Genomic DNA, 25,122 nt, shown 5'->3' with positions numbered 1-25,122 from the left:
GTGCTGTCGACCGCGCATCGCCTTCGCGACGCGGAGGATTTCCGGACGACCACGAGACACGGCAAGAGGGCATCCTCCCGAACGCTCGTGGCGCATCTCCGCCTGCCCGAGGGCGCGAGTGCCGATGAGCCGCTGGTGGGCTTCGTGGTCGGACGCAACGTCGGCTCGGCCGTCGTACGCAACGCGGTGAAGCGGCGACTCAGGCATCTTGTGCGGGGTCGGCTCATGCTGCTCCCGGCCGGTTCGGCTCTCGTTGTCCGGGCGAAACCGAACGCCGCGGGTGCGACGAGCGCCGACCTCGGCGCCGGTCTCGACGACGTCCTTTCGCGCGTGTTGGACCCCCGATGAAGTACCTTCTGATCGGCTTCATCAAGCTGTGGCGGTTTGCGATCAGTCCCCTGTACGGCGACGTTTGCCGGTTCTATCCCTCGTGCTCTGCGTATGGCCTCGAGGCCGTCCAAACGCATGGAGCACTTCGCGGATCGTGGCTGATCGTCCGCCGGATCTCCCGCTGTCACCCGTGGAACGCAGGTGGCTATGACCCCGTGCCGGGCACTCCGGCCGCCGAACGTGAACGCCGCCTGGCGATGCGGCAAGGAGCTTAGATGGGCGACTTCTTCAACACGATCCTGTCCCCGCTGTACTACCTGGTCTCCGGGATCATGCTCGGCTGGCACTGGGTGTTCGAGCACCTCGGTCTCCCGGCAGACTCAGGCTGGACCTGGATGCTGTCGATCGTCGGGTTGACGGTCACTATCCGGGCGATGTTGATCCCGCTGTTCGTGAAGCAGATCAAGAGCAGCCGGAACATGCAGTTGCTCCAGCCGCAGGTCAAGGAGCTGCAGAAGAAGTACGGTCACGATCGTGAGCGGCTCGCTCAGGAGCAGATGAAGCTGTTCAAGGATACGGGCACCAACCCGTTGTCGTCGTGTATGCCGCTGCTGTTGCAGATGCCGATCTTCTTCGCGCTGTTCCGGGTGATCGACCACGCGGCAAACGGTGAAGCGCGGGGCTTCCTGAAGGAGGAGCAGGCGGAGTCGATCAAGGACGCCGTGTTCCTCGGCGTGCACATCGCAGACCGGTTCGTCGACGGCGATACGACGGTGAAGCTGATCACCGGCACGATGGTCGTGATCATGTGCGCGACGACGTTCACCACCCAGCGGCAGTTGATGAGTAAGAACATGCCGCCGTCGGCGATGACCGGCCAGTATGCGCAGACGCAGAAGATGATGCTGTACGTGCTGCCCTTCGTGTTCGCTATCGGCGGTATCGCGTTCCCGATCGGCGTGCTGATGTATTGGGTGACCTCGAACCTGTGGACGATGGGCCAGCAGTTCTGGGTGATCCGGAACAATCCGGTGCCGGGAACCGAGGCGGCCAGGGCGAAGGAGCGCCGCGACGCGGCGAAGGGTAAGACCGTAGCGCCGCCGGAGGGTGCTACGTCGACAGAGACCAAGACCGAGACGAAGGCGCCGCCTCAACGGCAGCAGCCGAGGAACCAGTCTCGAAAGAACCGCAAGAAGCCAGGTGGGGGCAAGTGACGTTGAACGAGGAGGCCGTGGTGTCGGACGACGCATCGGTGGTTGAGGAGAAGCCGGCGACGAGCCGGCGCGATCGGCTGGAGGCCGAGGGAGATATCGCGGCGGACTTCCTCGAGGAGGTGCTCGACATCGCCGATCTGGACGGTGACATCGATATGGACGTGGACGGCAACCGTGCCGCCGTCTCGATCGTCGGCGCCGACCTGATGCAACTGGTCGGGTCGGATGGCGAGGTGCTCGAGGCGCTGCAGGAACTCACCCGGCTCGCGGTTCTACGAGACACCGGCGAGCGGTCGCGTCTGATGCTGGACGTCGGTGGTCATCGGGCCGAGCGCCGCAAGGAGTTGGAGTCGCTCGCCCAGACCGTGGTCGATCGGGTCCGTGAGGGTGGCGAGTCGCAGCGTCTCGATCCAATGTCGCCGTTCGAGCGGAAGGTCGTGCACGACGCGGTTGCGGCGGCCGGCCTGACGAGCGAGTCCGAGGGTGAGGAGCCCGAGCGACGCGTCGTGGTGCTGCCGACCCCGTGAGAGACGGGGATGTTTCACGTGAAACACCTCCACCGCCTGCGCAGGCGGTGGAGGTGTTTTCGGATCGGCTCCCACTTGCTCGTCGCTATGCGGACCTGCTCGTGGGAGCGGGAGTGGGGCGCGGACTCCTTGGTCCGCGTGAAGCCCCTCGGGTGTGGACCCGACACCTGCTCAACTGTGCGGTCGCCTCGGATGCGGTTCGTCAGGGAGAACGGGTAGCAGACGTTGGGTCCGGCGCCGGACTCCCCGGCCTCGCCTGGGTGATCCGGCGCGAGGACCTTCGAATGGTTCTGGTCGAGCCACTGCTCCGCCGCTCGACCTTCCTGAGCGAGTGCGTGGAGGACCTTGAGCTCACGGCCCGGGTCGAGGTGGAACGGACCCGCGCCGAGGACTGGTCGGGCGAGGGGTTCGACGTTGTCACCTCTCGTGCGGTGGCCCCGTTGGAGCGTCTTGTCCGCTGGTGCGCACCGCTCTGCCGACCCGGCGGTCGGATCGTGGCGCTGAAGGGCTCCTCCGCCGTGGGGGAGATATCGGATGCGGCCCCCGTGGTCGGTCGTGTCTCCGATCATCCGGCCGCCCTGACCACGTACGGTGGTGAGGTGCTCGAGCATCCGACCACCGTTGTGGAGATTCATGTCGATCGGCCGCATGGCGCGGCACGTTGATCACGGAGCGAAGAGGGAGGGTGTCAATGCCTGAAGCGACGGTGCCGGGAATCGGTTGGCCGCATCGACCACACGGCGATGTGGCCGGGGATCATCTCGGCTGGGTGAGCCGCGAGGTCGAGGATGTTTCACGTGAAACACACAGTGAGACCACGACGCGAGACCACGATTCGTTCGGCCCGACGCCGGCGCCGGGTACACGGGCGTACCCGCGTGCCGGCGACATCGTGGACCTCGGACCGGTAGGCGACGATTCGACGCCACTCGCCGCGGCGGTCGCCGAGCAGGTGAACCGGATGGCGCTCGATACCCGACCCTTCCCACGCCCCCGTGCGACGCGAGTATTCGTGGTCGCCAACCAGAAGGGTGGCGTGGGCAAGACAACGTCGACGGTCAACATTGCGGCATCGATGGCGCAGCACGGACAGCGGGTGCTCGTCGTGGACCTCGACCCGCAGGGCAACGCGTCTACGGCGTTGCAGATCGATCACCGCCAGGGCACACCCGGCATCTACGAGGCGATCGTCGACGGTCAACCATTGAGCGCCGTGATCCAGGACTGCCCTGACCTCAAGGGCCTGTCCGTGGTTCCGGCGTCGATCGACCTCGCCGGCGCGGAGATCGAACTGGTCTCACTGGTTGCCCGTGAGTCACGCCTACGAAAGTCGCTCGATGCGTACCTCACCGAACGTGAGGAGGTCGGCGACCGGATCGACTACGTCTTCATCGACTGTCCCCCGTCGCTCGGCCTGCTGACGGTGAACGCGTTGGTCGCCGGGCGCGAGATGCTGATCCCGATCCAGTGTGAGTACTACGCACTGGAGGGCCTCGGTCAGCTCATGCACAACGTCGAGCTCATCAAGTCCCACCTGAACCCGTCGTTGTCGGTGACGACGATCCTGCTCACCATGCACGACGCGCGTACGAGGTTGTCCGCCGGTGTCGCGGACGAGGTGCGGCAGTACTTCGGAGACCTCGTGCTACGTACGGCGGTCCCGCGTTCGGTGCGCATCTCGGAGGCGCCGAGCTATCAGCAGACAGTCATGACCTATGACCCGACGTCGCCCGGCGCGATGTCATATCTCGAGGCATCTCGAGAGATAGCGGAGTCGAAGGAGGCCCGATGAGCACGCGTAGGGGACTCGGCCGAGGGTTGGGAGCACTGATCCCGTCGGCGCCACCCGAAGAGGCGACAGACACGTCAACCGACGCGGCCGCGGCGATCGGTGTCGAGCCGGCGCCGATCGCGCCTGCTACTCCCTTCGACGGGGATCAGTCGCCGGGCGACCTGGCCGATGTCGAGGGTGCTCGCTTCGCCGAGCTCCCGGTGGACCACATCACACCGAACGCGCGGCAGCCACGCGAGGTGTTCGACGAGGACGAGATGGCCGAGCTCGTGCACTCGATCAGCGAGATCGGTCTCCTGCAGCCCGTGGTCGTTCGGTCGAACGGCGATCGCTATGAGCTCATCATGGGCGAGCGTCGCTGGCGAGCAACTCGGCAGGCGGGGCTCGAGACGATCCCCGCGATCGTGCGCGACACGTCCGACGAAGATATGCTCCGCGACGCCCTGCTGGAGAACCTGCACCGCTCGCAGCTTAACCCGCTCGAGGAGGCCGCGGCGTACCAGCAGCTCTTGGACGACTTCGGCTGTACGCAGGACGTGCTCGCCAAGCGAATCGGGAGATCACGGCCGCAGATCAGCAACACCCTCCGGCTGCTGCGACTCACGCCGCCGGTCCAACGCAAGGTCGCTGCGGGTGTGCTGTCGGCCGGTCACGCTCGTGCGCTGGTGACGGTCGACAACGCCGAGGTGCAGGACCGACTCGCCCAACGGGTCGTCTCGGAGGGCATGTCCGTACGCGGTCTCGAGGAGATCGTCGCCGTCGGGGAGAACGACGGCGAGAAGCCGCGAGCGCGCAAGGCGAAGGCGACCGCGCCGCGGCTTGCGGATGTATCCGCCCGGCTGTCCGAGCGATTCGACACCAGGGTCAAGGTGGATCTCGGCCGCACCAAGGGCAAGATCACGGTCGAGTTCGCTTCGATCGACGACCTCGAGCGGATCGTCAAACTGATGGATCCACAAACCAACTAGTACACAAAGCTCTTTATCGACAAATGCACTTTGTTAGCACCTATTGAAAGAATCCTTTCGATAGGGCACAGTATCGAAACATGTCTTTCGATACTCGCCAGTTGACGACCGCGGCCGAACTGAAGGCGCTCGCTCATCCGCTCCGGCTGGCAATCGCCGAACGCCTCGGCATCGATGGTCCGATGACCGCGTCCGAGCTCGCCGAGGTACTCGACGAGACACCGGCCAACTGCTCGTGGCATCTCCGCAAGCTGGCCGAACACGGGCTGGTGGAGGAGACGAACGAGGGACGCGGACGTCGGCGGCCCTGGCGGGCGACGTCGGTCGGACTGACCTGGGACGAGGGTACCGACGATCCGAACCGGAACGCGGCCGGCCGCGAGCTGACCGAGCAGATCATCCAGCGAGAGGTCGACCGGTTCCGGCGCAACCGGATCGTCGCCGAAACGGACGAGTGGCGACTCGGCGCGATCCAGAACGCCGTGTGGATGACCGAGGCAGAGGCGAGCGTGTGGCACGACGACCTCAAGGAGGTCATGATGCGCTACCGGGGTCGGCTGACTGGCGACGCCGACCGGCCCGACGGCGCCCGTTTGGTGCACATGCTGGCACTCGCCAGCGTCGATCGGGAGGGCGATCGTTGAGGGCCGCCCTGAAGAGCCGACAGTTCCGCCGGCTGTTTGCGGGAGTCGGCTGGACGCTCGCGGGCGAGTCCATCCTGCTCCTCGTTCTCTCCATCTGGGTGAAGGACCTCACCGGGTCGAGCGCGGCAGCGGGCATGACGTTCTTCTGGTTGGTGCTCCCGTCGGTGCTGGCGCCGCTGCTGGGGTGGGCCGTCGATCGGTATCCCCGCAAGAAGTTCCTGGCGTGGGGGAATCTCGCCTCCATCCTCACCGTGGCACCACTGCTGCTCGTACGAGGAGAGGAGCAGCTCTGGATCGTGTACGCGTGCGCGTTCGCGTACGGGACCTCCTTCGTGATGCTGCCCGCTGCACTCAACGGCCTGCTCAAGCTGATCCTGCCGCCCGATGACCTCGTCGAGGGCAACGGCGTACTCGGGACGACGAAGGAAGCGCTTCGGATCGGCGGTCCGATCACCGGCGCCGCGATCTACACGGTGGCGGGGCCACATGCGGTCATCGCCCTGACGATCGCCGCCTATGTCGTTGCCGCCTGCGTCATCGCGACCATGGACGTCGACGGCGATCGGGTCGAGCCCACCGACGAGTCGACGCGAGATTCGCTGCTCATTGGTGTGCGGCACGTAAGACGGGACCCCCTGCTGCTCCACCCACTGGTCGGAGTGGGGCTGGCACTGGTGGTCTTCGGATTCAGCGAGTCCGTCATGTTCGCGATCGTCGACGCGTTCGATCGGCCGGCGGCGTACGTCGGCGTCGTCGTCATGGTGCAGGGGATCGGCGCGGTGGCCGGAGGTGTCGCCGCGGCGGCGGTGATCCGCCGGATCGGCGAAGCGGCGGCGATCGTGTGCAGCCTCACGCTGTTCGCGATCAGTACCGCGACCATCGCCCTCGCACCGGCGATGTGGGTCGTTCTGGTAGCGGTCGTCCCCACCGGAGTCGGTCTGCCGCTGACGATCATCGCGCTGATGACCTTGATGCAGCGGCGCACTCCCGCGCCGATCATGGGCAGGGTGTCGGCCGCCTTCGATGTCATACTCGGCACACCACAGACGATCTCGATAGCCGTCGGCGCCGGCCTGGTCACCATCCTGAGCTACCACGCGATCTACGCGGTGATGGCTGCTACCTGCGTCACCGCGATGATCTACGTGTATGCCATGGCGATACGAAAACCGGGCCGTTCCCCGGCAGGGGACGGCCCCGAATCGGGACTCGACGTCGTCAGCCGACGAAGTCGCTGAGGTCCTTCAGCAGCGCCGCCTTCGGCTTCGCGCCGACGATCGACTTCACGACCTCGCCGCCCTGGTAGACGTTCATCGTGGGAATGCCCGTGACGCGGTACTGAGCCGGCGTCTGCGGGTTCTCGTCGACGTTGAGCTTGACGAGGGTGATGTCGTCCGGGTGTTCGGCCGCGATCTCTTCGAGAATCGGGCTGACCTGCCGGCACGGACCGCACCACTCGGCCCAGAAGTCGACCAGGACGGGTTTGTCCGAAGCCAGTACGGTCGTTGCGAAGTCGGCGTCGGTGACGGCCTGGATGTTAGCCACGGTTGCTCCTTAGCGCGAGCGATGAGTTCGTATCAGTTACAACACTGTCAGCCCGGGCGGACATTCCCGCCCCGATCACACCGTGCTGACCTCGGCGGAGGCCAGCTGGTCGAGATCGGCCAGGAACCGCTCGGCGTCGAGCGCGGCCTCACAGCCCGTGCCCGCCGCGGTGACGGCCTGACGGTACGTGTGGTCGACCAGATCGCCACTGGCGAAGACACCTGGCAGGTTCGTCGCCGTCGAGCCGGGCTGCACGAGCACGTACCCGTCGTCGTCGAGGTCGACCTGGCCCTTGACGAGCTCCGAGCGCGGGTCGTGGCCGACGGCGATGAACAGGCCGGTCGCGTCGAGGGTGCGGGTCTCGCCGGTACGCGTGTCGGCGAGCGTGAGGCTCTCCAGCTTGTCGCCACCGTTGATGCTGCTGACGGTGGAGTTCCAGGCGTACTCGATCTTGGGGTTGGAGAACGCACGGTCCTGCATGATCTTGCTCGCGCGCAGCTCGTCGCGCCGATGGACCAGCGTCACCTTGCTGGCGAATCTGGTGAGGAACGTCGCCTCCTCGATCGCAGAGTCGCCACCGCCCACCACCGCGATGTTCTGCTCACGGAAGAAGAAGCCGTCACACGTCGCACACCAGCTGACGCCGTGACCGGACAGTCGGTCCTCGTCCGGCAGACCGAGCTTGCGGTACGCGGAGCCCATCGCCAGGATGACGGAGCGAGCGCGATGTTCGGTGCCGTCGGCCGTACGCGCGACCTTGACGTCGCCGCTCAGGTCGACGTCGACGATGTCGTCGGGTACGAGCTCGGCGCCGAACCGCTCGGCCTGGCCACGCAGGTTGTCCATCAGCGCAGGGCCCATGATGCCGTCGGTGAAGCCCGGGAAGTTCTCGACATCGGTGGTGTTCATCAGGGCACCACCGGCGGTGACGGAGCCCTCGAACACCAGCGGCGCGAGATTGGCGCGCGCGGTGTAGATCGCGGCCGTGTAGCCCGCCGGACCCGAACCGATGATGATGACGTCGCGCACGTCGGCGCTCGAGCTGGTCGACACCGTGATCCTCGTCTCGTTGACTGTGGGAGCCGGTTGGCTCCACCTGCTGCAACGAATCGTAGGCGGTTTGGATTCCCGGGTCAGCGTACGGTGGCGCGCGCCACTACCTCGGGCCCGTCCGTGCCACAGACGACGGCTCGCACCCTCGTACGCCCGTCGCCGACCGGGCTGGCGAGCAGCTGGGCAGGGTCGCCGTCGAGCCTCGCGTCGATCCCGTGCGGGCTCGTCGGCACGCCGTCGACACAGCGGATGCTCGCGACCGACTGCGGCGAGGACCGATAGGCCTCGACGTCGCCGTTGCCGACGTACGCGCGTACATCGGTGTCGAAGGAGTCGCGCCGCAGATCAAGCGGCGGAGATTCCACACCCGTGATGCCGTTGCTGTCGCCCGACGTCTTGTCCCCTGGTGCGGCCTCGCCGGCCGAGTCGCTGCTCTGGTCGCCATGCAGCGAGCTGGCGGATCCGCCGTCGGCGGATCCGGCATCGTCCGACGAGCCCGACTCCTGGTTCACCACCGGGACGGCGATGGCGATGACAGCGACGATGCCGGCCGCCGCGAGCAGCGGAGATTTCCACCGGCCGGGGCGGCGCAGCGGCGTCACGGTCGCCGGGGCGGACGCCGCGACCGGACCCGAGATCTCCCCGCGTGCCTGCGACTCGCGATCGAGAGCCGCGTGTACGCGCGCGGCGACATCGTCGGGCATGGTGGGCGTCGGGTCGGCGGCCAGCCACGCGCGTACGTCGTCGTGCTCCTCATCGGGCATGGGGCTCACCTCCTGGCGCTGGGTCGGATCGGGTCTGCGTACCGCGGATGTTCGTCGTCTCCGATGGGACGGATGGGTCGGGTTGCTGGTTCCGCCATGCCGCCAGCAGTGGCGCGAGCCGCTCCCGGCCGCGTGCGCAGCGGCTCTTGACGGTGCCCGGAGCACAGTCGAGCATCGCGGCTACCTCGGCCACGGGGTATCCCTCCATGTCGACGAGTACGATCGCCGCCCGTTGCTCCTCGGGCAGCTCCCGCAACGCGGCGAGTACGTCGAGGCGTTGCTCACGCTGCAGCGCTGCGTCGCCCGACGGACGGTCGGCAAGCGCGCCGACGTGGTCGTCCGCCTCCAGCGGCACGGCCGGCCGCGCCTTCTTGCGGCGCAGCAGGTCGAGGCAGGAGTTCACCACGATGCGGTGCAACCACGTCGTGACGGCGGCGTCACCTCGAAACCGGTCGGCCGAACGGAACGCCTTGACCATCGCCTCCTGCACGGCGTCGGCGGCCTCCTCGGGATTGCCGGTCGTACGAAGCGCGACGGCCCACATGCGGTCCTGGTGTCGACGGACCAACAGCGAGAACGCGTCCGGGTCGCCATCGACGTGCCGGCGCAGCAGCTCGGCGTCGTCGTCCTCGCCGGGGACGCCGTCGGTCACGACGTCCCACGAACCTTGATCTCGGCGATCCGCCCGCGGTACGTGCCGTCGGTGTCTTGAGGCAGCTTGGTGAGCCAGACGAGCACCCAGCGCGTTTCGACCGGCTGCTCGAAGTCGAGCAGCTGCGACTGACCTCCCCGCACCCGCTGGTACGTGGTGCCGCCAATGAACTCGGTGTCGGCATCACTCGGCGATGTCGTCGGCGGCTGGTTCAGATCGGGATCGGCGCCGTAGATGGAGACGGCGGTCGGTCCGCCCTGCAACGTGACGTCGACCGAGTCCACCGTCTGGACCTTTCCGAGGTCGACGAGGAGTCCTACTCCGGACTTGAGCCCGCCGAGGTCCGGGCGACTCTTGTAGTAGAGGGTCTCCCAGATCGTCGCGGGCTTGTTGTCGATCGCGTTGCCGACGTCCTCGGGATTCTCCTCGGGTGGGACGCTCTCGGGGTCGTAGTCGGAGACACCCTGGATGAGCAACGGCTGTGACGGCGTGCCCTTGTTCGTCGCCGCCGTCTGCTCATCACTGGCGGAGCCGCTGGGACTGTCGGACTGCCGACCGACGACGATCCCCATGGCGACCGCGACCAGAAGCAGGATTGCGATGCCGCCGGCGATCCACTTCCGATCTCCGCTCGTCGCCTGCAGCGCCGCCGCACGAGAACGCTCGAACGTCGTCGGTGGTGCCGGCTGCAGCACGGCCGGCTTCGGCTTGGGCGGGTTGATCGCGGGCGGCGGGCCGCCCGCCAGCAGGTCGATGTCGGAGCTGAACAGATCCGGCGACGAGCCGATCAGGCTGGGCTGGTCATCGGTGACGAGCGCCTCGTCGTCACCCGCGAGTCGCAGCTCGTGTGCGATGTCGCGCGCTGCACGTAACGGTTGTACGCCATGGCGTGGCGGAGTGCCGAGGATGCGGTCGCACACGGTGTCGACGTCACGGGAGACGCCGGCGCGTACCTGACGCGGCCGCAGGAGCCGACCGTGCTCGGTCGGTGCGGCCTTCAGGCCGTTGCGCCGGTTGCCGGGCCACCGACCTGCGAGACATACGTAGAGAACCTTGCCGATCGCCTCGATGTCGACCTGCTCCTCGTACCCGACGGGGCGATCGCCGGACTGCTCGCCGTGGAGTGCTTCGTCGACCGCGAGCCCGGTGATGCGTACGGCACCGCTGTCCTTGATCAGAATGGCGTTGGGGCCGAGGTGAAGGTGATACACGCCGGCCTCATGGGCGTTCGCCATCGCCTCGGCGACCTCCGAGACGATCGTCGCCGATCGGCGGTTCGGCAGCGTCGACTGGCGCAGGATCCGGTCGAGGGACACCGCGCGCGCCCACTCTCGTACGAGGTACGTCTGACCGCGCTCGTCCTCGACGATGTCGAGGATGCGCAGGAACCGCGGGTCGGTCACCGTGGTCGACCGACGTGCCGCCTCGAGGAACGCCTCGACCCGGGTGTCGGACGCTGCCATGGCCTGCACGCACACCGAACGGTTGAGTGCCTGGTCGGCGGCGCGCCAGGTGAACGCGTCGTTGCCCTCGGAGATCAGGTCTTCGAGGCGGTAACGATTCGCGAGTACGTCGCCTGATGCCAGTGCACGGGTATCCACAGCTGTTCGACTGAGCCTTTCCATTCGGGTGACAACATCTCGCCACCCCGACCATGGTAAGGGCCGACGGAAGCGCGCGGGGGGGAGGTCCGACCCACCGAGACCGGTCGACCGGGGCGAGGCGACGACTGTCTATGCTCGGGCCATGCTCATCATCGGCCTGATCCTCTTCGGCATGATCATCGGAGCGGGCGCACAGCTCATTCTCGGACGCTCGACATCCGGGATCGACTGGCCGATGGCGTTCGCCTCCGGCCTGCTGGGCTCGTTCGTCGGCGGCCTGCTGATCAGCCTGCTCTCCGGCGACGGCATCGACCTGCGCGCCAGCGGCATCATCGGCTCGCTCGTCGGAGCGGTCATCGTCACGCTGGTCTGGCAGTGGTGGGCGCGGAGCCGACAGCCCTCGTAACTCGTGGTGAGCTAGCCGCGACCGCGGATGGCGCGCAGGAGCCCGGTCACCTCGCGCAACCGGAGCAATCGTGCGGCGATCACGTACGCGACGGCGCCGACCGCGCCCGAGAAGCCCAGCAGCACGAATGCGGCCCGCGCGGAGTCACCCGAGACGCCGACCTCGTCGCCGAGACGTACGCAGCCGAGAATGACGACGCCCGAGACGGCGGACGCGAGCGCGAGGCGAAGCAGGAATCCCAGCATCGGCGGCGTGAAGATCGCGCCGATGCGATTCGACAGCTTCGTCGAGGCGATCAAGAAGCCGACGAAGTACGCCAAGCCGTACGAGACGGCGAGGTACATCGCCACCTGGTCGGTCCGGGCGAACGAGGTGAGTACGACGGCGGCGACGATGTTCGTCAGCGCGAGCCAGATCTGGATCGTGAACGGCGTACGGGTGTCCTCGTCGGCGTAGAAGCCCCGCAGGGTCATGTACTGCAGGCTGAACAACACCATCGCCGGTGTGAACGCGATGATCGTCTTGCCGATGACATGGGTGCTCCCGGTGAGGCCGCCGTACGACGTCATCGCTGTGGCGAGCAGCTGCCCGGTACACGCGACCGCCACCGCAATCGGCACGATCGCGACCAGCACCATCCGCATCGCGCCGACGAGCTCACCGCGCATCCGTACGTACTCGCGATCGGCGGCGAGCGACGAGAGCAGTGGGATCGTCGCGGTGAACACGGACACGGTGATGATGCCGTGCGGAACCTGGGAGATGAGGAACGCGATCTGGTAGACGGTCGCGCCCGCGGCCTGGGTGCCCTCCGACGACGCCTCCGTCGACGAAGCGGTCGCGAGCCGGTTGACGACGATGTACGTGATCTGGTTGACGATCACGAACAGCAGCGTCCATACCCCCAGCTTGATCGTGTGCCCGAGCCCGACGCCGCGGAAGTCGAACCGCATCCGGTAACGGAATCCCGCCTTACGTAGATAGGGGATCAGCACCGCTGCCTGTACGGCGATGCCGAGCGTCGAGCCGAGGCCGAGCAGCAGCTCCGCTGAGTTCGAGAACCCGCCCGAGGCGTCCGGCTCGGACGACCCGTACACCGCGATGTACGACAGCAGGACGAGGCCAGAGACCAGGTTGTTGGTGATCGGCGCCCACATCATCGGCCCGAACCGCCCACGGGCATTGAGGATCTGCCCGCACAGCACGAATGCGCCGTAGAAGAACACCTGCGGCATGCAGTACCGCATCAGGGCGTACGCCGAGTCGCGCTCCGCGCTGAACTCCGCGGTGAACAGGCTCGGGTCGAACAGCAGCCGAGCAAGGAAAGGTGTGACGACGACCAACACCACGGTGGCGACGAGGAGCACGAGCAGGCCGAGCGTCACGACTCGGTTGGCGTACGCGTCGCCGCCGTCGCTGTCGTGCTTCATCGCCCGCACGAGCTGAGGTACGAGCACCACGTTGAAGACGCCGCCGGCGACGAGGATGTACATCGTGTTCGGCACGGTGTTGGCGACGGTGAAGACGTCGGCGTTGATCGAGACGCCCAGTGCGACGGCCACGAGCGCCGTCTTCACGAACCCGGTGAGCCTCGAGAAGATCGTGCCGACGGCCATCACCAGGCTGGCGTTGAGCAGAGGGTTACCGGGTCGCTCGGCCCGGTGCTTGTTCACGGCGCCGCTTCGTCCGCGGGCGGGGATTCTCGTCGTCTTCGGATCCGGCGGGCGAGGGCGATGACCACGAGCACGACCGCGATGCCCATGCCGATCCAGATCGCCGTACCGACGACGCTGGAGCGTACGCTGAACTCCGCGGGCTCACCGAAACGTCGACCGTTGGGCGTGACCAGCCGGGCCATGAACGCCGTGTTGGTGACCTCGCCGATGTCGGCGTCGATCGTGAACGACGGGCTCTGCCCCGCCGCAACCTCCTTGGGCTCCATGTCGGGGATCTCGAGGCGCTCGCCCTTGGCCCGGATCGCGACGCCCACCTTGATGGGTACGTCGAGCCCGTTGTGGATGGTGATCGGGAGCCGGCCGCTGTTGCCCGACAACGAGACGTACCCGGGTCCGTCGATGGTGATCTTGTCGAGCTGGGACTCGGGTCCGTCGACCGCCTCCGACGCGTACGTGTCCGCCTCCGGCATGTCGGCGCGCCAGTTCTGCGACACGACCATGCCCGCGGACGCGCCATAGTAGTCACGCAGCGACTCCCCGGCATCGACCAGCGAGGCGAGATCGTCGGCGTCGCGTACGATCTGCGCCGCCGCGTCGACAAGGGTGTCGGTCACGGGCTCGGTCGACTCGTCGGAGGGCACGCCCACCGGTCCCTGCCAGTTCGCCGCATGCTGGTCGAGCTCACGCTCCGGCGAGACCCCCTTGACCCACGTCGCGTCGAGCGCGTCGAAGATGTCGATTCGGTTCGAGCGCGGCCCGGGGTCCCAGTCGGAGCCGACGACGACGGCGAGGTCCTCGGACGTATCGGGGTCGATGGTGCGCTCGATGGCACGGACGGTCGCGGCGCTCGCGAGCCGCTGGCGGATCTGGAAGGCACGGTCGGTACGCCCGGGGGCGGGGCCGCCCGACATGACGGCGCCGTCATCGACGACGGTCGGGATGGTCGAGTCACCCGCGTCGAGCGAGATGAGCGGGGAACCGGAGTCGTCCCAGTCGTTGAGCATCTCGGGCGACAGGATCGCTGCGGGGCCGGGCCGCGACGGGTCGGAGGTGTCGGTGTTGGACTGTGCCCACTGCAGCGAGTCGAGCTCGGCGATCCCGTCGGGAGGCGTGTACGCGACCCTGCCGTCGAGTCCGAACCGCTTCAGCACGTTGCGGGATGTGTTCTCGGTGGCCTGGTAGACCTCCGCGGCCTGCTTGGCGTGGGGATGCTGAGCCAGCGCATCGAGGTCGGGCTGCGCGTACGGGCTCATCCACACGTCCTGCGCCTGTGCGAGGTCGCGCAGGCCGGACAGGAAGTTCTTGGCGGTCTGCTGCGGTGACAGTGAGCCCGACGGCAGGTCGTCGGGCTCGAGCGTCGACGGCTGCGAGTCCGCCTCGGGCGGGCCGTAGGTTCCCTGCGCGATGGCAGAGAGGGCTTCGATCAGTGCTGGATCGAGCAACACGGTGATCGTACGGGCGGGTGCATCGCGCGCGGACGCAAGCATTCGGCCGAGCTGACCGTTCCGGGATACCGAGGCGATCAGGTCGTCGGCGTCGGGGTACGAGCCGTCCGGTGCACGCCGGATCGTGGTCGTGAACGGCCACACCATCGAGATCTCGATCGGGTCGTCCGACGCCGTGCGCTCGTTCAGGTAGGGCATCAGGGTACGCGCGCGGCCGATCGCGTTGTCGTCGCGAAGGCCTTCCTCGTCCGTGCCGGTGATCTCGACGGCGACCTGATAGACCCCTTCCTGCGGGTTCGACCCGAGGCCGAGGAACTTGTACGGAACCCGCACCCTGAATCGCTTCGACTTTCCGACGCCGAGACGCCCGACGTCGGAGATCAACCGGAACGGGCGAAAGATCCGCTCGTTGATGTAGGTGTCCGCGGGGCCGTCGGCGGTCGCCGCGACGGAGTCCGCGTCGGTCATCGGTCCGGGGCTGATGACGAGGTAAGCCTTGACGTTCTTCCACACGTGGTCGGAGCGGTTCGTGGCCGTCGCATGCACCACGATCGGCTCGCGCTTCTCGATGTACGTGCTGTTGGTCCGGCGGATCGTGACGTCGACCTCGTCGCCGTCGGCCCGGGCCTGGCTCGCCGGAGCCGACGCCGCGCTCGTCGAGCGTGGAGTTGGCGTCGCCGCGGTCGAGACGTCGGAAAGACCGGAGATCAGTGCCCCGAGACAGAGCAGTGCAGACACTGCGGCGACGAGTCGCCTGAAGTCCGTACCGCCGTTGGTCACTGCGCCATGTTAGAGGGATGGCGATGCTTGAGCCGATGGCACAGGGTGAGTGTTGCAACACTCGGGTCGACTCCCCGGGGCCGGGATCGGGACCGACGACCCGCTCACCCGTCGGCGCACAGCCACGGGACTCGGCCTACGATGGTCCGTCGTGTCCCGTCCTCCCGATCCAGTTCCGCCGGTCGACCTGTCGACCGCACAGCGAAACGCCATCCGGGCGCTGCTGCGCGTCGCGCCGGTGGTCGACGAGCTCGGTCGGTTGTTCGAGGACCGTGGCGGCGCACTCGCGCTGGTCGGCGGGTCGGTACGCGATGCGCTCCTCGACCGGCTCGGCACCGACCTCGACTTCACCACGTCCCTGCGGCCCGATGCGGTCGAGGCGATCGTGCGCGGCTGGGCCGACGCCGTCTGGACGATCGGCCGAGCGTACGGCACGATCGGATGCCGCAAGGGCGATGCGCAGATCGAGATCACCACGTACCGCAGCGACGCGTACGACGGGGAGACCCGCAAGCCCTCGGTCGAGTTCGGCGACTCACTCGAGGGCGATCTCGCGCGTCGCGATTTCACCGTCAACGCGATGGCGGTCACCGTTCCCGAGCACACCTTCGTCGACCCGTTCGGTGGGGTCGACCACCTTGCGGCGGGAGTGCTGCGCACCCCGGTCGAGCCGGAGGTGTCGTTCGGCGACGATCCCTTGCGAATGATGCGGGCCGCCAGGTTCGCGTCCCAGCTCGGGTTCCGGCCGGCCGAGCCGGTGGTTGCGGCGATGCGTGAGATGGCCGACCGGATCGAGATCGTCTCCGCCGAGCGCGTACGCGACGAGCTGGTGAAGCTGCTGCTCGGGCGATATCCGCGGGTGGGTCTGACGCTGCTCGTCGACACCGGTCTTGCCGACCACGTACTCCCGGAGCTGCCGGCCCTGCGGCTGGAGCGAGACGAGCATCACCGGCACAAGGACGTGTACGAGCACTCACTCAAGGTCCTGGAGCAGGCGATCGACCTCGAGCATCGCCTCGAGGATCCGCCCGACCTGACGATCCGGCTTGCCGCTCTGCTGCACGACATCGGCAAGCCGCGTACGCGCAAGTTCCAGCCCGACGGGACGGTCACGTTCCACCATCACGATGTGGTGGGCGCGAAGCTGGTCCGCAAGCGGATGCGTGCCCTGCGGTTCTCGGGCGACCTGATCGACGACGTCGCCAAGCTCGTCGAGCTGCATCTGCGGTTCCACGGCTACGGCACGGGAGAGTGGACCGACTCCGCCGTCCGCCGATATGTGCGCGATGCGGGTGACCAGCTCGACCGGTTACACGTGCTCACCCGCGCCGACAGCACGACGCGCAACCTGCGCAAGGCGCAACGGCTGCAGCGCGTGTACGACGATCTCGAGCACCGCATCGAGCGGCTCGCCGAGCAGGAGGAGCTCGCCTCCCTCCGGCCCGATCTCGACGGCAACCAGATCATGGCGGCCCTCGGCATCGGCCCGGGCCGCGAGGTGGGCGAGGCGTACCGCTTCCTGATGGAGCTGCGGATGGATCGCGGTCCGCTCGGCGAGGACGCTGCTCGCGATGCGCTGCTCGCATGGTGGGCCGAGCGCGGCGCCTGACGCAGACATCGTCCGCGGCCGAGGGAAGATCACGGGCCGAAGTCGTCCGTCGGCTCATCGACCGCGGTATCGGGATGGCGCACAGCGACCTCGAGTCGGATCTTGCGGCCATCAGAGAGTCCGCCGGTGCGTGGTGCGATGCGGATCTGTTCGAACGCGGCAGTGGGGATCGTGCCGCGTACTTGGAGGCGCTGCGCGGGTCGTGATCCTCGTCGACAGCGATGTTCTGATCGCACACCTGCGCGGACACTCCCAGGCAACCGAATGGCTGGAACGCGTCCGTCGCGAGAGCGGGTCACTTGCGGTCAGCATGGTCGGTATCACCGAGATCGCCGGTGGGATGCGGGCGCCCGAGAAGCGCGAGTTGATGCGACTCTTGACGAGCCTGGAGATCCGTCCAGTGACCGAGCGGATTGCCTGGCGCGCGGCCGACTTCGCTCGGACCTACCGCAGATCACACTCGGGGATCGATGTCGGTGACTACCTGATCGCCGCCACCGCCGCGATCGAAGGCCTTGGCCTGGCCACGCTGAACGTCAAGCATTTCCCGATGTTTCCCAAACTCGAGGCACCATTCGAGCTATCGATTTGACGGGTTCGATCCGAAGTCTGGCCGGCGCTCCTCGCGCCCGTAGCGGCGCGCGACCGCGTAGAACGCCTCCTTGGGCTCCCAGGTCCAGTCGGCGGTCGGCCGGTGACGATCACCCCAGCGCGGCTTGACGAGCCCGTACGAAGCGATGTCGAGGTCGTACTTGCGGCGAGGGCGATGCGGTGCGTCTGGCACGGCGAAGGAGTAGACGCTCGCGCCGTACAAGCCCAGCTCGGAGAAGATGCCGATCAGCTCGTCCACGTATCGGGCCTGCGTACGTTCGCTGCGGACGTACCCGGGCTTGATCGTCTCCTCGGTACCGTCGTAGTCGACGATCGCCCAGCCCATGCCGCCGTCCTTCGGTGCGCCGCGGTAGGTGCACGAGCCGAACTCCGAGATCATCACCGGCTTGCCCCAGCGTCCGTACCGGCGGAGCTGGCGGACGTACGCGCTGCGGTGCTGGTGGAACGCGTAGTAGTTGACGCTGACGATGTCGAACAGTGACCAGTCGACGACCTCGCCCTCCGCCGCGCCGTAGCTGATCGGACCGTGGAACGTCGATCGCCCCATCGCGGCGGAGCGACCGATGAACGCGGCCAGCCGGCGTTGCATGCGCTCAGGGTCGAAGTTGCCGCTCTGCAGGTTCTCGATCCGCTCGAATACGTCGTCACCGGGAACGATGCCCGGTACGAACAGGACGAACTCGCAGCCGACGCTCAGGTTGACGCTCGCGCCCTCACGACGCAGTCGCTCGGCGCCGCGAGCGGTCTCCGCGAGATGGTCCAGGATCTCCGAATGTGGTCGGTCCGCGAGGCGCGGCTGGAGCCAGACGCGGAGCCCGCGCTCCGCTGCCTCTGTGGCCGTCGCGAGCAGGCGCTCGACGCCGTCACCGAACACCGTGACCGAGTTGGCGTGCAGATCGCGGCGGATCGCTCGAATGTCGTGTCGCATCCGGTTCGCGTTCCAGCCGGTCGCCGGATAGCCGCCGTCGGTGATCTCGTAGCCGACGCCGCGCCACTGCAACCCGCGGGCGATCGATCGTGCCCGAGCCGGACCACCGCTACCGATGGCGGTCGCCGTTGCCCCGACCGCGGCTGCGCCCGCCAAGAGCCCTCGTCGGCTGATTCCCTGCGTCTGCATCTGCGCCCTCCCCGTCGTGTTCGTACGAGTGTGCGCGTGCACCGCACCCGCCGGCGTCGGCCGATCGTCTAGCGCACCTCGACGGAAGGTCAGACCTCGGCCGCCGGCGGTTCACCTAAAGTCAGCCGTCGTGCGCTGCCGCGGTCGAGTCCTCGGGTACGAGCACGTCGAGTGCGTTCCGGTGCACGACGAACTCCTGCGGGGTCGAGGCGACGACCTCCCCGTCGAGGTTTATCGGCTGCTCCGGGTCGGCGCGCAGGCGGATGCGTGCGGTTGTCACGTGGATGACGTGGTCGTGGTCGACGAACGACCCGTCGCGGACCCGGCGCACCACACCGATCCGCTCGCGGGCCGTGCCGCGCGGGATCACGTACACGTCGAGGGAGTGGTCGTCGATGCCGGAGTCCGGCGAGATCACGTTTCCACCGCCGTAGTAGCGGCCGTTGCCGATGGCGACGGCGATTGTGTCGTCGACCCGAATCGACTCGTGATCGCCGTCGGGAAAGTCGAGGTACGTCGTGAACGGCCGGTGCTGGCGGTACGCACGCATCGTCGCGACCGGGTACGCCAGCGGGCCGAGGCGTCGTTTGAGCCCGGGCGTCAGGGCTCGCGTCACGCCGACGGCGAGGCCGATCGACGCGACATTGCAGAACGTCTGGTCGCCCATGCCACCGACGTCGATGTCGACGAGCTTGCCGTTCGCGATGGTCTCGCACGCCGCGCCGATCTCCGCCGGGACCTGCAGTGTGCGGGCAAGATCGTTCGCGGTGCCGAGGGGCAGCACGCCGAGGGCCATGTCGTGGCGCGCCAAGTGGTCGATGGCGGTGCTGAGCGTGCCGTCGCCGCCGCCGACCACGACGAGGTCGCAGCCGTCTGCCGTCACCGAGTCGAGTACGTCGCCGAGTCGGGCGGGGTCGCGTACGGGGTAGGCGACATCTGGCGCGACACCGAGCTCGGACAGGCGCCGGTGCGCCTCGTCGTACGCCTCCGACCCCGTGCGGGAGGCCGCGTTGACGACGAGTGCCACCCGGGTGAATCGGGACGTCGATGCCATGCGACGACCATACGGACCGCGTGGTTGTGTCGGGTGGCGAACGAGCGTTGTCGTCAGGTGTAGCCGATCGCGCCGATCAGCGAGCCCGCAACGAATGTCACGTTGAAGGTGACGTCGTACAGCGTGAACGTACGGCCCAGGAACGACTCGTCGACCTCGCGCTGGACGATCGTGTCGGTCTGGATCTTCAAGGTCTGACCGGCGATCCCGAACGCGAAGCCCTGGATCGCCCACATGACGGCGGGGTCGGCGACCGCGGAGGCGAGTGCGACGGCGACCATCGCAATCGCGAGCGTCCGGACCCATTGGTCGAGCGCCCAGCGCCTGGCCGCGAGTGGCGTCAGTACGGCAGCGGCACCGATTCCCGCGGCGGTGGCGATGGCCGATGCCGCCGCGTCGGCGTCCGCGCTACTCGCTGCGGTCTCGGCGAACACCCACACCGCCCACCAACCGAAGGCGAACCGGAATGCGCCGAGCCGCACCAGTGCCCACCACGCGCGGGGCCTGCCGCTCAGGTGGCGGTACGCAGCGCGCAGATCGACGACGGCATCGGCGAGCCGAGGCGTACGCGCACCGGCGCCGGGTCCGAGCGCCTCGGGAGCGAACCCCTTGGCGATCAGTGCGGCGGCGACGAAGACCAACGTCGACGCGAGGAGCACGTGGGACGACGTTGCGCTGGTGGCGATGACGAGGGCACCGATGGCGAGGCCCGCTCCGGTGGACACGGTGCCCGCGGTCGGGCCGATCGCGTTCGCGTCGACGAGTCGGCCGCGGCGGACGACGTACGGCACCGATGCAGACAGCGCGGCGAGCAGCAGCCGGTTGATCCCGAGCGCGACCAGCACGAGGGCATACGCCAGCACCGTGCCGCGTTGGCCGCCGACACCGGACAGGAACGCGACGGCACAGACGGCGGCGACTCTCAGCAGTTGTCCGACGAACAGGATCTGTCGGCGTCGCCAACGGTCGAGCACGACTCCGGCGAACGGACCGACGATGCTGAACGGCAGCAGCAGGAGGGCGAGTACGCCGACGAACGACGCCGGAGTGCGCTGTGCATCCGGGGAGAGCAGCACGAGCCACGCGATGCCCGCCTGGAACACGCCGTCGCCGCACTGGGAGGTCAGTCGCGCCGCGAGCAGGCGGCGGAATCCCGGTGTCCAGAGGCCGTCATGGATCGAATCGGCCGCAGACACGCCCGCCATCGTACGGAGCGAACCGACGGCGCCGCGTCAGGCGGTCGACCGCACCTGCGACTCGGGCAGCGGTGTCGCAGACGGCGCACCCGGAAGCCGCGCGGCGATCAGCACGACGACAGCCGATCCGAGCGCCGGCAGCAGCATCGGCAGCGTTCCCGCGGATGGTCCCCACGCGGTGGCGCCGTCACCAGCGACGCCGATCAGGATCGTAATCACGGCGATACCGAGCGCGCCGCCGAGCTGGTTCAGGATGAACAACACAGTGGATCCGGTCGGGACGAGCGCGGGCTCGAGCACCCGGTAGAGCGACGAGACGGTCGGGCCACCCACGAACCCGACACCGACGCCCGTGATCACCGACGACGCGGCGTACACCCAGACCGGCGCATCGCTGCCTGCCGCGACGTACGCGACACTGCCCGTTGTCGCGGCGAGCCCACCCGCGATCACCAGCAGCCGGGTGCTGTGCCGATCGCTGAGCCGTCCGCCGAGCGTCATGCCGACGAGGGCGCCGGCACCGTGCGGTACGAGGAGCACGCCCGACCCGAGCGGGCCGTACCCGAGCACGCCCTGGAAGAACTGCGGTAGTCCGTAGAAGAGCGGATAGATCGTGACGCCGAGCATCAGCATGACGGTCGCGGCGGGTACGAACCCTGGTACGCGGAACGGTGCGAGCGAGACGATCGCGTCGTCATGTCGTAGCGCCGCCCATCGGACGTACGCAAGGAGGACGACGACTCCGAGAATCCCGGTGAGCCACCCCGATGCCGCGATGCCATCGGGACGCGAGGCCTGCGACAACCCGTACAGGACGCCGACGCTGCCGGTTCCGATCAGCAGCAGGCCGGCCAGATCGAGCCGCTTCGGTGTCGGAGCGCTCGCCGGCAGCACGCGTGCGGACAGTGCGATCGCGAGTAGGCCGAGCGGTACGAACGCACCGAACATCCAGCGCCAGTCGAGTATGTCGACCGTCGCGCCCCCGAGTACCGGGCCCACGAGCGGGCCGAGCCCGATGGCGCCGGCGACGATGCCCATCGCGCGCCCCATCCGCGCGGGCCCGGCCGCCTGAGCGATCGCCGTGAGCATGACCGGCTCGAGCATGCCGCCGCCGACTCCCTGCACGACGCGCGCGGCGACCAGCAGGTCGAGCCCGGGCGCCATGGCCGACAGGGCCGAGCCGATCACGAAGACGGTGAGCGCGATCAGCCAGGTCCGGCGCAGGCCGAAGCGCACGGATGCCCAGCCACTCAACGGGATGGCGAACGCGATGGCGAGCACGTACGCCGTGCCGACCCAGGAGAGCGCGTCGATGCCGACGTCGAACTCGGTGCCGATCTGTGGAAGGGCGACGCCGACGATCGTGGTGTTGACGAGGGCGAGCACGGCGCCCAGAACCAGCACGGTGACAAGGACTGCGAAGGACCGGTCGGCACGGTCCGGTGATGTGGACACTTCTTGATCCTCACGTACGAAAACTTGAACTAGCGCGTTCATTATGAACTCGCCGGTTCAAGTTTCGCAACTGAGGTAGGCTGTGCCCGTGGTCACGGTGCAGGAGGCGCGTACGTCGGGTCGGGTGCTCAAGCGCACGGCGATCCTCGACGCCGCGCTGGTCGTGTTCGCACGCGACGGATATGCCGACGCGGGCATGGATGCGATAGCGCGGGAGGCCGCCGTCGCCAAGCCGACGGTCTACAACCACTTCGCCGACAAGGAGTCACTGTTCGCGGCGGTTCTCGAGCGCTACTCCGAGAGCGCGAACGCGAAGGTCATGGGAGTTGTCGACGGCCTCGACACCGCGCCCGATGATGTGCGCTCGGAGCTGGAGCGGGTCGCGTACGCGCTCGTCGACTGCATCCGCAAGGACGAGGGTCTGGCGGTGATGCGGCTCCAACTCAGCGAGCAGTCCCGATTTCCGGAGCTGATCGGGCGGCAACGTGAAGGCAACCGCAAGCGGACCATCGATGCGCTCGCGGGCAAGCTCGCCCAGCTCGCGCTCGGGGGTCGGCTCGAGCTCACCGACGCGGACCGGGCCGCACGCCATCTCCTCGCACTGGTCAGCGACGAACCGCTGATGGCGAGCGGTCACGGAAACCGCGCCGTCGGCGACGACGTCGTCGACCGGTCGGTACGCGAGGGCGTGGACACGTTTCTCGCGGCGTTCGGGCCCCGGCTCCGGTGAACAAATAGACATTTGTTACGCCAGGGCATAACAAATGTCTATTTGTCGGGGCTCATTCGCCGCGGATGAACGCCTCCACGCCGGCGTGGCCCTCGTCGTCGGGGCGCTGGATCGCCGGCGACTTCATGAAGTACGTCGACGGTGCATGCACCGGGCCGCCGAGCCCGCGGTCCTTGGCGATCTTCGCCGCGCGGATCGCGTCGATGATGATGCCGGCGGAGTTCGGTGAGTCCCACACCTCGAGCTTGTACTCCAGGTTGAGCGGCACGTCGCCGAACGCCCGGCCCTCGAGACGTACGTACGCCCACTTGCGGTCGTCGAGCCACTGCACGTAGTCGCTCGGCCCGATGTGCACGTTGCGCGCGCCGAGGTCGTGGCCGAGGTTCGACGTGACGGCCTGCGTCTTGGAGACCTTCTTGCTCTCCAGCCGGTCGCGCTCGAGCATGTTCTTGAAGTCCATGTTGCCGCCGACGTTGAGCTGGTATGTACGGTCGAGCACGACACCGCGATCCTCGAACAGCTTGGCCATCACACGGTGGGTGATCGTCGCGCCGACCTGGCTCTTGATGTCGTCGCCGATGATCGGCACGCCGGCCGCCTCGAACTTCGCCGCCCATTCGGGGTCGGACGCGATGAACACCGGGAGCGCGTTCACGAAGGCGACGCCCGCGTCGATCGCGCACTGCGCGTAGAACTTGTCGGCCGCCTCCGAGCCGACCGGCAGGTACGACACGAGGACGTCGGCGCCCGACTCCTTCAGTACGCGTACGACATCGACCGGCTCGGCGTCGGCCTCCTCGATCGTCTCGCGGTAGTACTTGCCGAGCCCGTCGAGGGTGTGGCCGCGCTGCACGGTGACGCCGGTCGGCGGCACGTCGGCGATCTTGATGGTGTTGTTCTCGCTCGCCCGGGTGGCGTCGGACAGATCGAAGCCGACCTTCTTGGCGTCGACGTCGAACGCGGCGACGAACTCGATGTCGCGTACGTGATAGTCGCCGAACTGCACGTGCATCAGGCCCGGAACGCTGTGCTGCGGATCGGCGTCCTGGTAGTACTCGACGCCCTGGATGAGGGACGTCGCGCAGTTGCCGACGCCCACGATTGCTACTCGTACCGAACCCATGGGTTCTCCTTATCGATCGGTGTTGTGATGGCGAGTGCTGTCGCGGCCCGAGGACGGGTCGTCGTCCTCGCCGCGCGGCGGAGCGCCCGATCGTTCCGCGTTGATCAGGCCGGTCAGCCACCGCACCTCGTGCTCGGCGGCCTCCAGGCCATGACGCTGGAGCTCCAGCGTGTACGCGTCGACGCGCTCGCGGCTGCGCGCGAGAGAGGCGCGTACGTTCTCGACCCGCTCCTCGAGGCGGCTGCGCCGGCCCTCGAGGATGCGTACGCGGGTGCGTGAATCGGTGCGTGCGAAGAACGCGAACCGGACACCGAAGGTCTCGTCGTCCCACGACGATGGACCCGACTGCGCGAGCAGCTCGGTCAGGTGCTCCTTACCGGCGGGCGTGAGCTTGTAGACGATGCGTGCCCGCCGCGCCGAACGGCTTGTCTCCGGAGCGTCCTCGGACTCGATGTGGCCCGATTTGAGCAGCCCCTTGAGACAGGGATAGAGCGTGCCGTACGAGAGCACGCGACCCCAGCCGAGCAAGGCATTGAGCCGCTTGCGCAGCTCGTACCCGTGCATCGGAGAGTCCTGGAGCAGCCCGAGTACGGCAAGCTCGAGCGCCGCGCCGCGTCGCGCCATGGGCCACCTCCGATCGACTCCGCCGGTCGCCTTCGGCTCGCGGTTGCGAGCGAAGGACCGGACAAACGCTACGTTCTGATGTATCGCAACGATACATCGAAACGATGCGACTTCGACCACATGGGTACGCTCGGTTTCGGATTCGGCGGCTCGACGGTGCACACTGTTGAGTTGGTGCGTCGTCGCGCCGCTTGATCTTTAT

26 protein-coding genes are annotated in these 25,122 nt (G+C 67.7%); 13 read left to right on the top strand and 13 right to left on the bottom strand.

Annotated elements, in window-relative coordinates; genetic code table 11:
- The 9 genes from rnpA to L0C25_RS09910 all read left to right on the top strand — a co-directional run bounded on the left by rnpA (position 1) and on the right by L0C25_RS09910 (position 6,713).
- Positions 1-348: a ribonuclease P protein component gene (gene rnpA / locus L0C25_RS09950; protein ID WP_271636336.1), complete on the top strand. Its 348-nt coding sequence runs from the start codon at positions 1-3 to the stop codon at positions 346-348.
- Positions 345-605: a membrane protein insertion efficiency factor YidD gene (gene yidD, locus L0C25_RS09945; RefSeq protein ID WP_271636335.1), complete on the top strand. Its 261-nt coding sequence runs from the start codon at positions 345-347 to the stop codon at positions 603-605. The genes rnpA and yidD overlap by 4 nt, the downstream gene beginning before the upstream one ends.
- Positions 606-1,544, top strand: a complete 939-nt coding sequence (gene yidC / locus L0C25_RS09940; protein WP_271636334.1) for a membrane protein insertase YidC — start codon at positions 606-608, stop codon at positions 1,542-1,544. It abuts the gene before it with no gap.
- Between the two features lie 17 nt (positions 1,545-1,561).
- The gene (locus tag L0C25_RS09935; protein WP_456299991.1) at positions 1,562-2,071 is read left to right on the top strand and encodes a Jag family protein; all 510 of its coding nucleotides are present in this window, start codon (positions 1,562-1,564) and stop codon (positions 2,069-2,071) included.
- Complete coding sequence (rsmG, locus tag L0C25_RS09930; protein ID WP_333908581.1) at positions 2,068-2,736, top strand: 16S rRNA (guanine(527)-N(7))-methyltransferase RsmG; 669 nt, start codon at positions 2,068-2,070, stop codon at positions 2,734-2,736. Before L0C25_RS09935 ends, rsmG begins: the two co-directional genes overlap by 4 nt.
- Positions 2,737-2,963: 227 nt before the next feature.
- The gene (locus L0C25_RS09925) at positions 2,964-3,863 is read left to right on the top strand and encodes a ParA family protein (RefSeq protein ID WP_408641678.1); all 900 of its coding nucleotides are present in this window, start codon (positions 2,964-2,966) and stop codon (positions 3,861-3,863) included.
- Positions 3,860-4,831 (top strand): ParB/RepB/Spo0J family partition protein, encoded by a 972-nt coding sequence (locus tag L0C25_RS09920; protein ID WP_271636332.1) that lies wholly within the window; start codon positions 3,860-3,862, stop codon positions 4,829-4,831. The genes L0C25_RS09925 and L0C25_RS09920 overlap by 4 nt, the downstream gene beginning before the upstream one ends.
- A gap of 80 nt (positions 4,832-4,911) precedes the next feature.
- Complete coding sequence (locus tag L0C25_RS09915; RefSeq protein ID WP_271636331.1) at positions 4,912-5,475, top strand: winged helix-turn-helix domain-containing protein; 564 nt, start codon at positions 4,912-4,914, stop codon at positions 5,473-5,475.
- Positions 5,472-6,713 carry an MFS transporter gene (locus L0C25_RS09910; protein ID WP_271636330.1) on the top strand — a complete coding sequence of 414 codons (1,242 nt, stop codon included), beginning with the start codon at positions 5,472-5,474 and terminating at the stop codon, positions 6,711-6,713. The genes L0C25_RS09915 and L0C25_RS09910 overlap by 4 nt, the downstream gene beginning before the upstream one ends.
- On the opposite strand, the gene trxA is transcribed toward L0C25_RS09910, so the two are convergent.
- The 5 genes from trxA to L0C25_RS09885 form a co-directional block, all read right to left on the bottom strand.
- On the bottom strand, positions 6,694-7,020 hold the full coding sequence (gene trxA / locus L0C25_RS09905; protein WP_271636329.1) for a thioredoxin: 327 nt from the start codon (positions 7,018-7,020) through the stop codon (positions 6,694-6,696). The two genes, L0C25_RS09910 and trxA, sit on opposite strands and share 20 nt — an antisense overlap.
- Before the next feature lie 75 nt (positions 7,021-7,095).
- Positions 7,096-8,073: a thioredoxin-disulfide reductase gene (gene trxB, locus L0C25_RS09900; RefSeq protein ID WP_271636328.1), complete on the bottom strand. Its 978-nt coding sequence runs from the start codon at positions 8,071-8,073 to the stop codon at positions 7,096-7,098.
- 80 nt (positions 8,074-8,153) lie between these two features.
- Complete coding sequence (locus L0C25_RS09895; RefSeq protein WP_271636327.1) at positions 8,154-8,837, bottom strand: hypothetical protein; 684 nt, start codon at positions 8,835-8,837, stop codon at positions 8,154-8,156.
- Positions 8,827-9,489 (bottom strand): RNA polymerase sigma factor SigM, encoded by a 663-nt coding sequence (gene sigM / locus L0C25_RS09890; protein ID WP_271636326.1) that lies wholly within the window; start codon positions 9,487-9,489, stop codon positions 8,827-8,829. The genes L0C25_RS09895 and sigM overlap by 11 nt, the downstream gene beginning before the upstream one ends.
- A complete protein-coding gene (locus tag L0C25_RS09885; protein ID WP_271636325.1) occupies positions 9,486-11,090 on the bottom strand; it encodes a protein kinase family protein in 1,605 nt (534 codons plus the stop codon). The genes sigM and L0C25_RS09885 overlap by 4 nt, the downstream gene beginning before the upstream one ends.
- Before the next feature lie 145 nt (positions 11,091-11,235).
- On the opposite strand from L0C25_RS09885, the gene L0C25_RS09880 reads away from it, so the two are divergent.
- Positions 11,236-11,499 (top strand): GlsB/YeaQ/YmgE family stress response membrane protein, encoded by a 264-nt coding sequence (locus L0C25_RS09880; RefSeq protein WP_271636324.1) that lies wholly within the window; start codon positions 11,236-11,238, stop codon positions 11,497-11,499.
- Between the two features lie 11 nt (positions 11,500-11,510).
- Here L0C25_RS09880 and murJ read toward each other — a convergent pair whose 3' ends face one another.
- A complete protein-coding gene (gene murJ / locus L0C25_RS09875; RefSeq protein ID WP_271636323.1) occupies positions 11,511-13,172 on the bottom strand; it encodes a murein biosynthesis integral membrane protein MurJ in 1,662 nt (553 codons plus the stop codon).
- Positions 13,169-15,400: a DUF6049 family protein gene (locus L0C25_RS09870; protein ID WP_271636322.1), complete on the bottom strand. Its 2,232-nt coding sequence runs from the start codon at positions 15,398-15,400 to the stop codon at positions 13,169-13,171. The genes murJ and L0C25_RS09870 overlap by 4 nt, the downstream gene beginning before the upstream one ends.
- A gap of 151 nt (positions 15,401-15,551) precedes the next feature.
- Between L0C25_RS09870 and L0C25_RS09865 the strand changes: the two genes are divergently transcribed.
- Positions 15,552-17,009: a CCA tRNA nucleotidyltransferase gene (locus L0C25_RS09865; RefSeq protein WP_408641677.1), complete on the top strand. Its 1,458-nt coding sequence runs from the start codon at positions 15,552-15,554 to the stop codon at positions 17,007-17,009.
- A gap of 202 nt (positions 17,010-17,211) precedes the next feature.
- Entirely contained in the window at positions 17,212-17,601 is a 390-nt protein-coding gene (locus tag L0C25_RS09860; RefSeq protein WP_271636321.1) for a type II toxin-antitoxin system VapC family toxin, read from the top strand.
- Here L0C25_RS09860 and L0C25_RS09855 read toward each other — a convergent pair.
- The 4 genes from L0C25_RS09855 to L0C25_RS09840 all read right to left on the bottom strand — a co-directional run bounded on the left by L0C25_RS09855 (position 17,590) and on the right by L0C25_RS09840 (position 22,443).
- The gene (locus tag L0C25_RS09855; RefSeq protein WP_271636320.1) at positions 17,590-18,738 is read right to left on the bottom strand and encodes a hypothetical protein; all 1,149 of its coding nucleotides are present in this window, start codon (positions 18,736-18,738) and stop codon (positions 17,590-17,592) included. The genes L0C25_RS09860 and L0C25_RS09855 overlap by 12 nt on opposite strands.
- 121 nt (positions 18,739-18,859) lie before the next feature.
- Positions 18,860-19,792 carry a lipid kinase gene (locus L0C25_RS09850; RefSeq protein ID WP_271636319.1) on the bottom strand — a complete coding sequence of 311 codons (933 nt, stop codon included), beginning with the start codon at positions 19,790-19,792 and terminating at the stop codon, positions 18,860-18,862.
- A gap of 53 nt (positions 19,793-19,845) precedes the next feature.
- Positions 19,846-20,988 carry an MFS transporter gene (locus tag L0C25_RS09845; protein ID WP_271636318.1) on the bottom strand — a complete coding sequence of 381 codons (1,143 nt, stop codon included), beginning with the start codon at positions 20,986-20,988 and terminating at the stop codon, positions 19,846-19,848.
- Between the two features lie 36 nt (positions 20,989-21,024).
- Positions 21,025-22,443, bottom strand: a complete 1,419-nt coding sequence (locus L0C25_RS09840) for a DHA2 family efflux MFS transporter permease subunit (RefSeq protein ID WP_271636317.1) — start codon at positions 22,441-22,443, stop codon at positions 21,025-21,027.
- Between the two features lie 88 nt (positions 22,444-22,531).
- Between L0C25_RS09840 and L0C25_RS09835 the strand changes: the two genes are divergently transcribed.
- A complete protein-coding gene (locus L0C25_RS09835) occupies positions 22,532-23,173 on the top strand; it encodes a TetR/AcrR family transcriptional regulator (protein ID WP_271636316.1) in 642 nt (213 codons plus the stop codon).
- A 52-nt stretch (positions 23,174-23,225) separates the two neighbouring features.
- Here the strand turns inward: L0C25_RS09835 and L0C25_RS09830 are convergent, their stop codons facing one another.
- Complete coding sequence (locus tag L0C25_RS09830) at positions 23,226-24,296, bottom strand: inositol-3-phosphate synthase (RefSeq protein ID WP_271636315.1); 1,071 nt, start codon at positions 24,294-24,296, stop codon at positions 23,226-23,228.
- A gap of 9 nt (positions 24,297-24,305) precedes the next feature.
- On the bottom strand, positions 24,306-24,920 hold the full coding sequence (locus L0C25_RS09825; RefSeq protein ID WP_271636314.1) for a PadR family transcriptional regulator: 615 nt from the start codon (positions 24,918-24,920) through the stop codon (positions 24,306-24,308).
- Between the last annotated feature and the right edge of the window lie 202 nt (positions 24,921-25,122).

Source organism: Solicola gregarius (genome assembly GCF_025790165.1).
Taxonomy (GTDB): domain Bacteria; phylum Actinomycetota; class Actinomycetes; order Propionibacteriales; family Nocardioidaceae; genus Solicola; species Solicola gregarius.
This window is presented reverse-complemented; position numbering and strand designations above follow the sequence as displayed.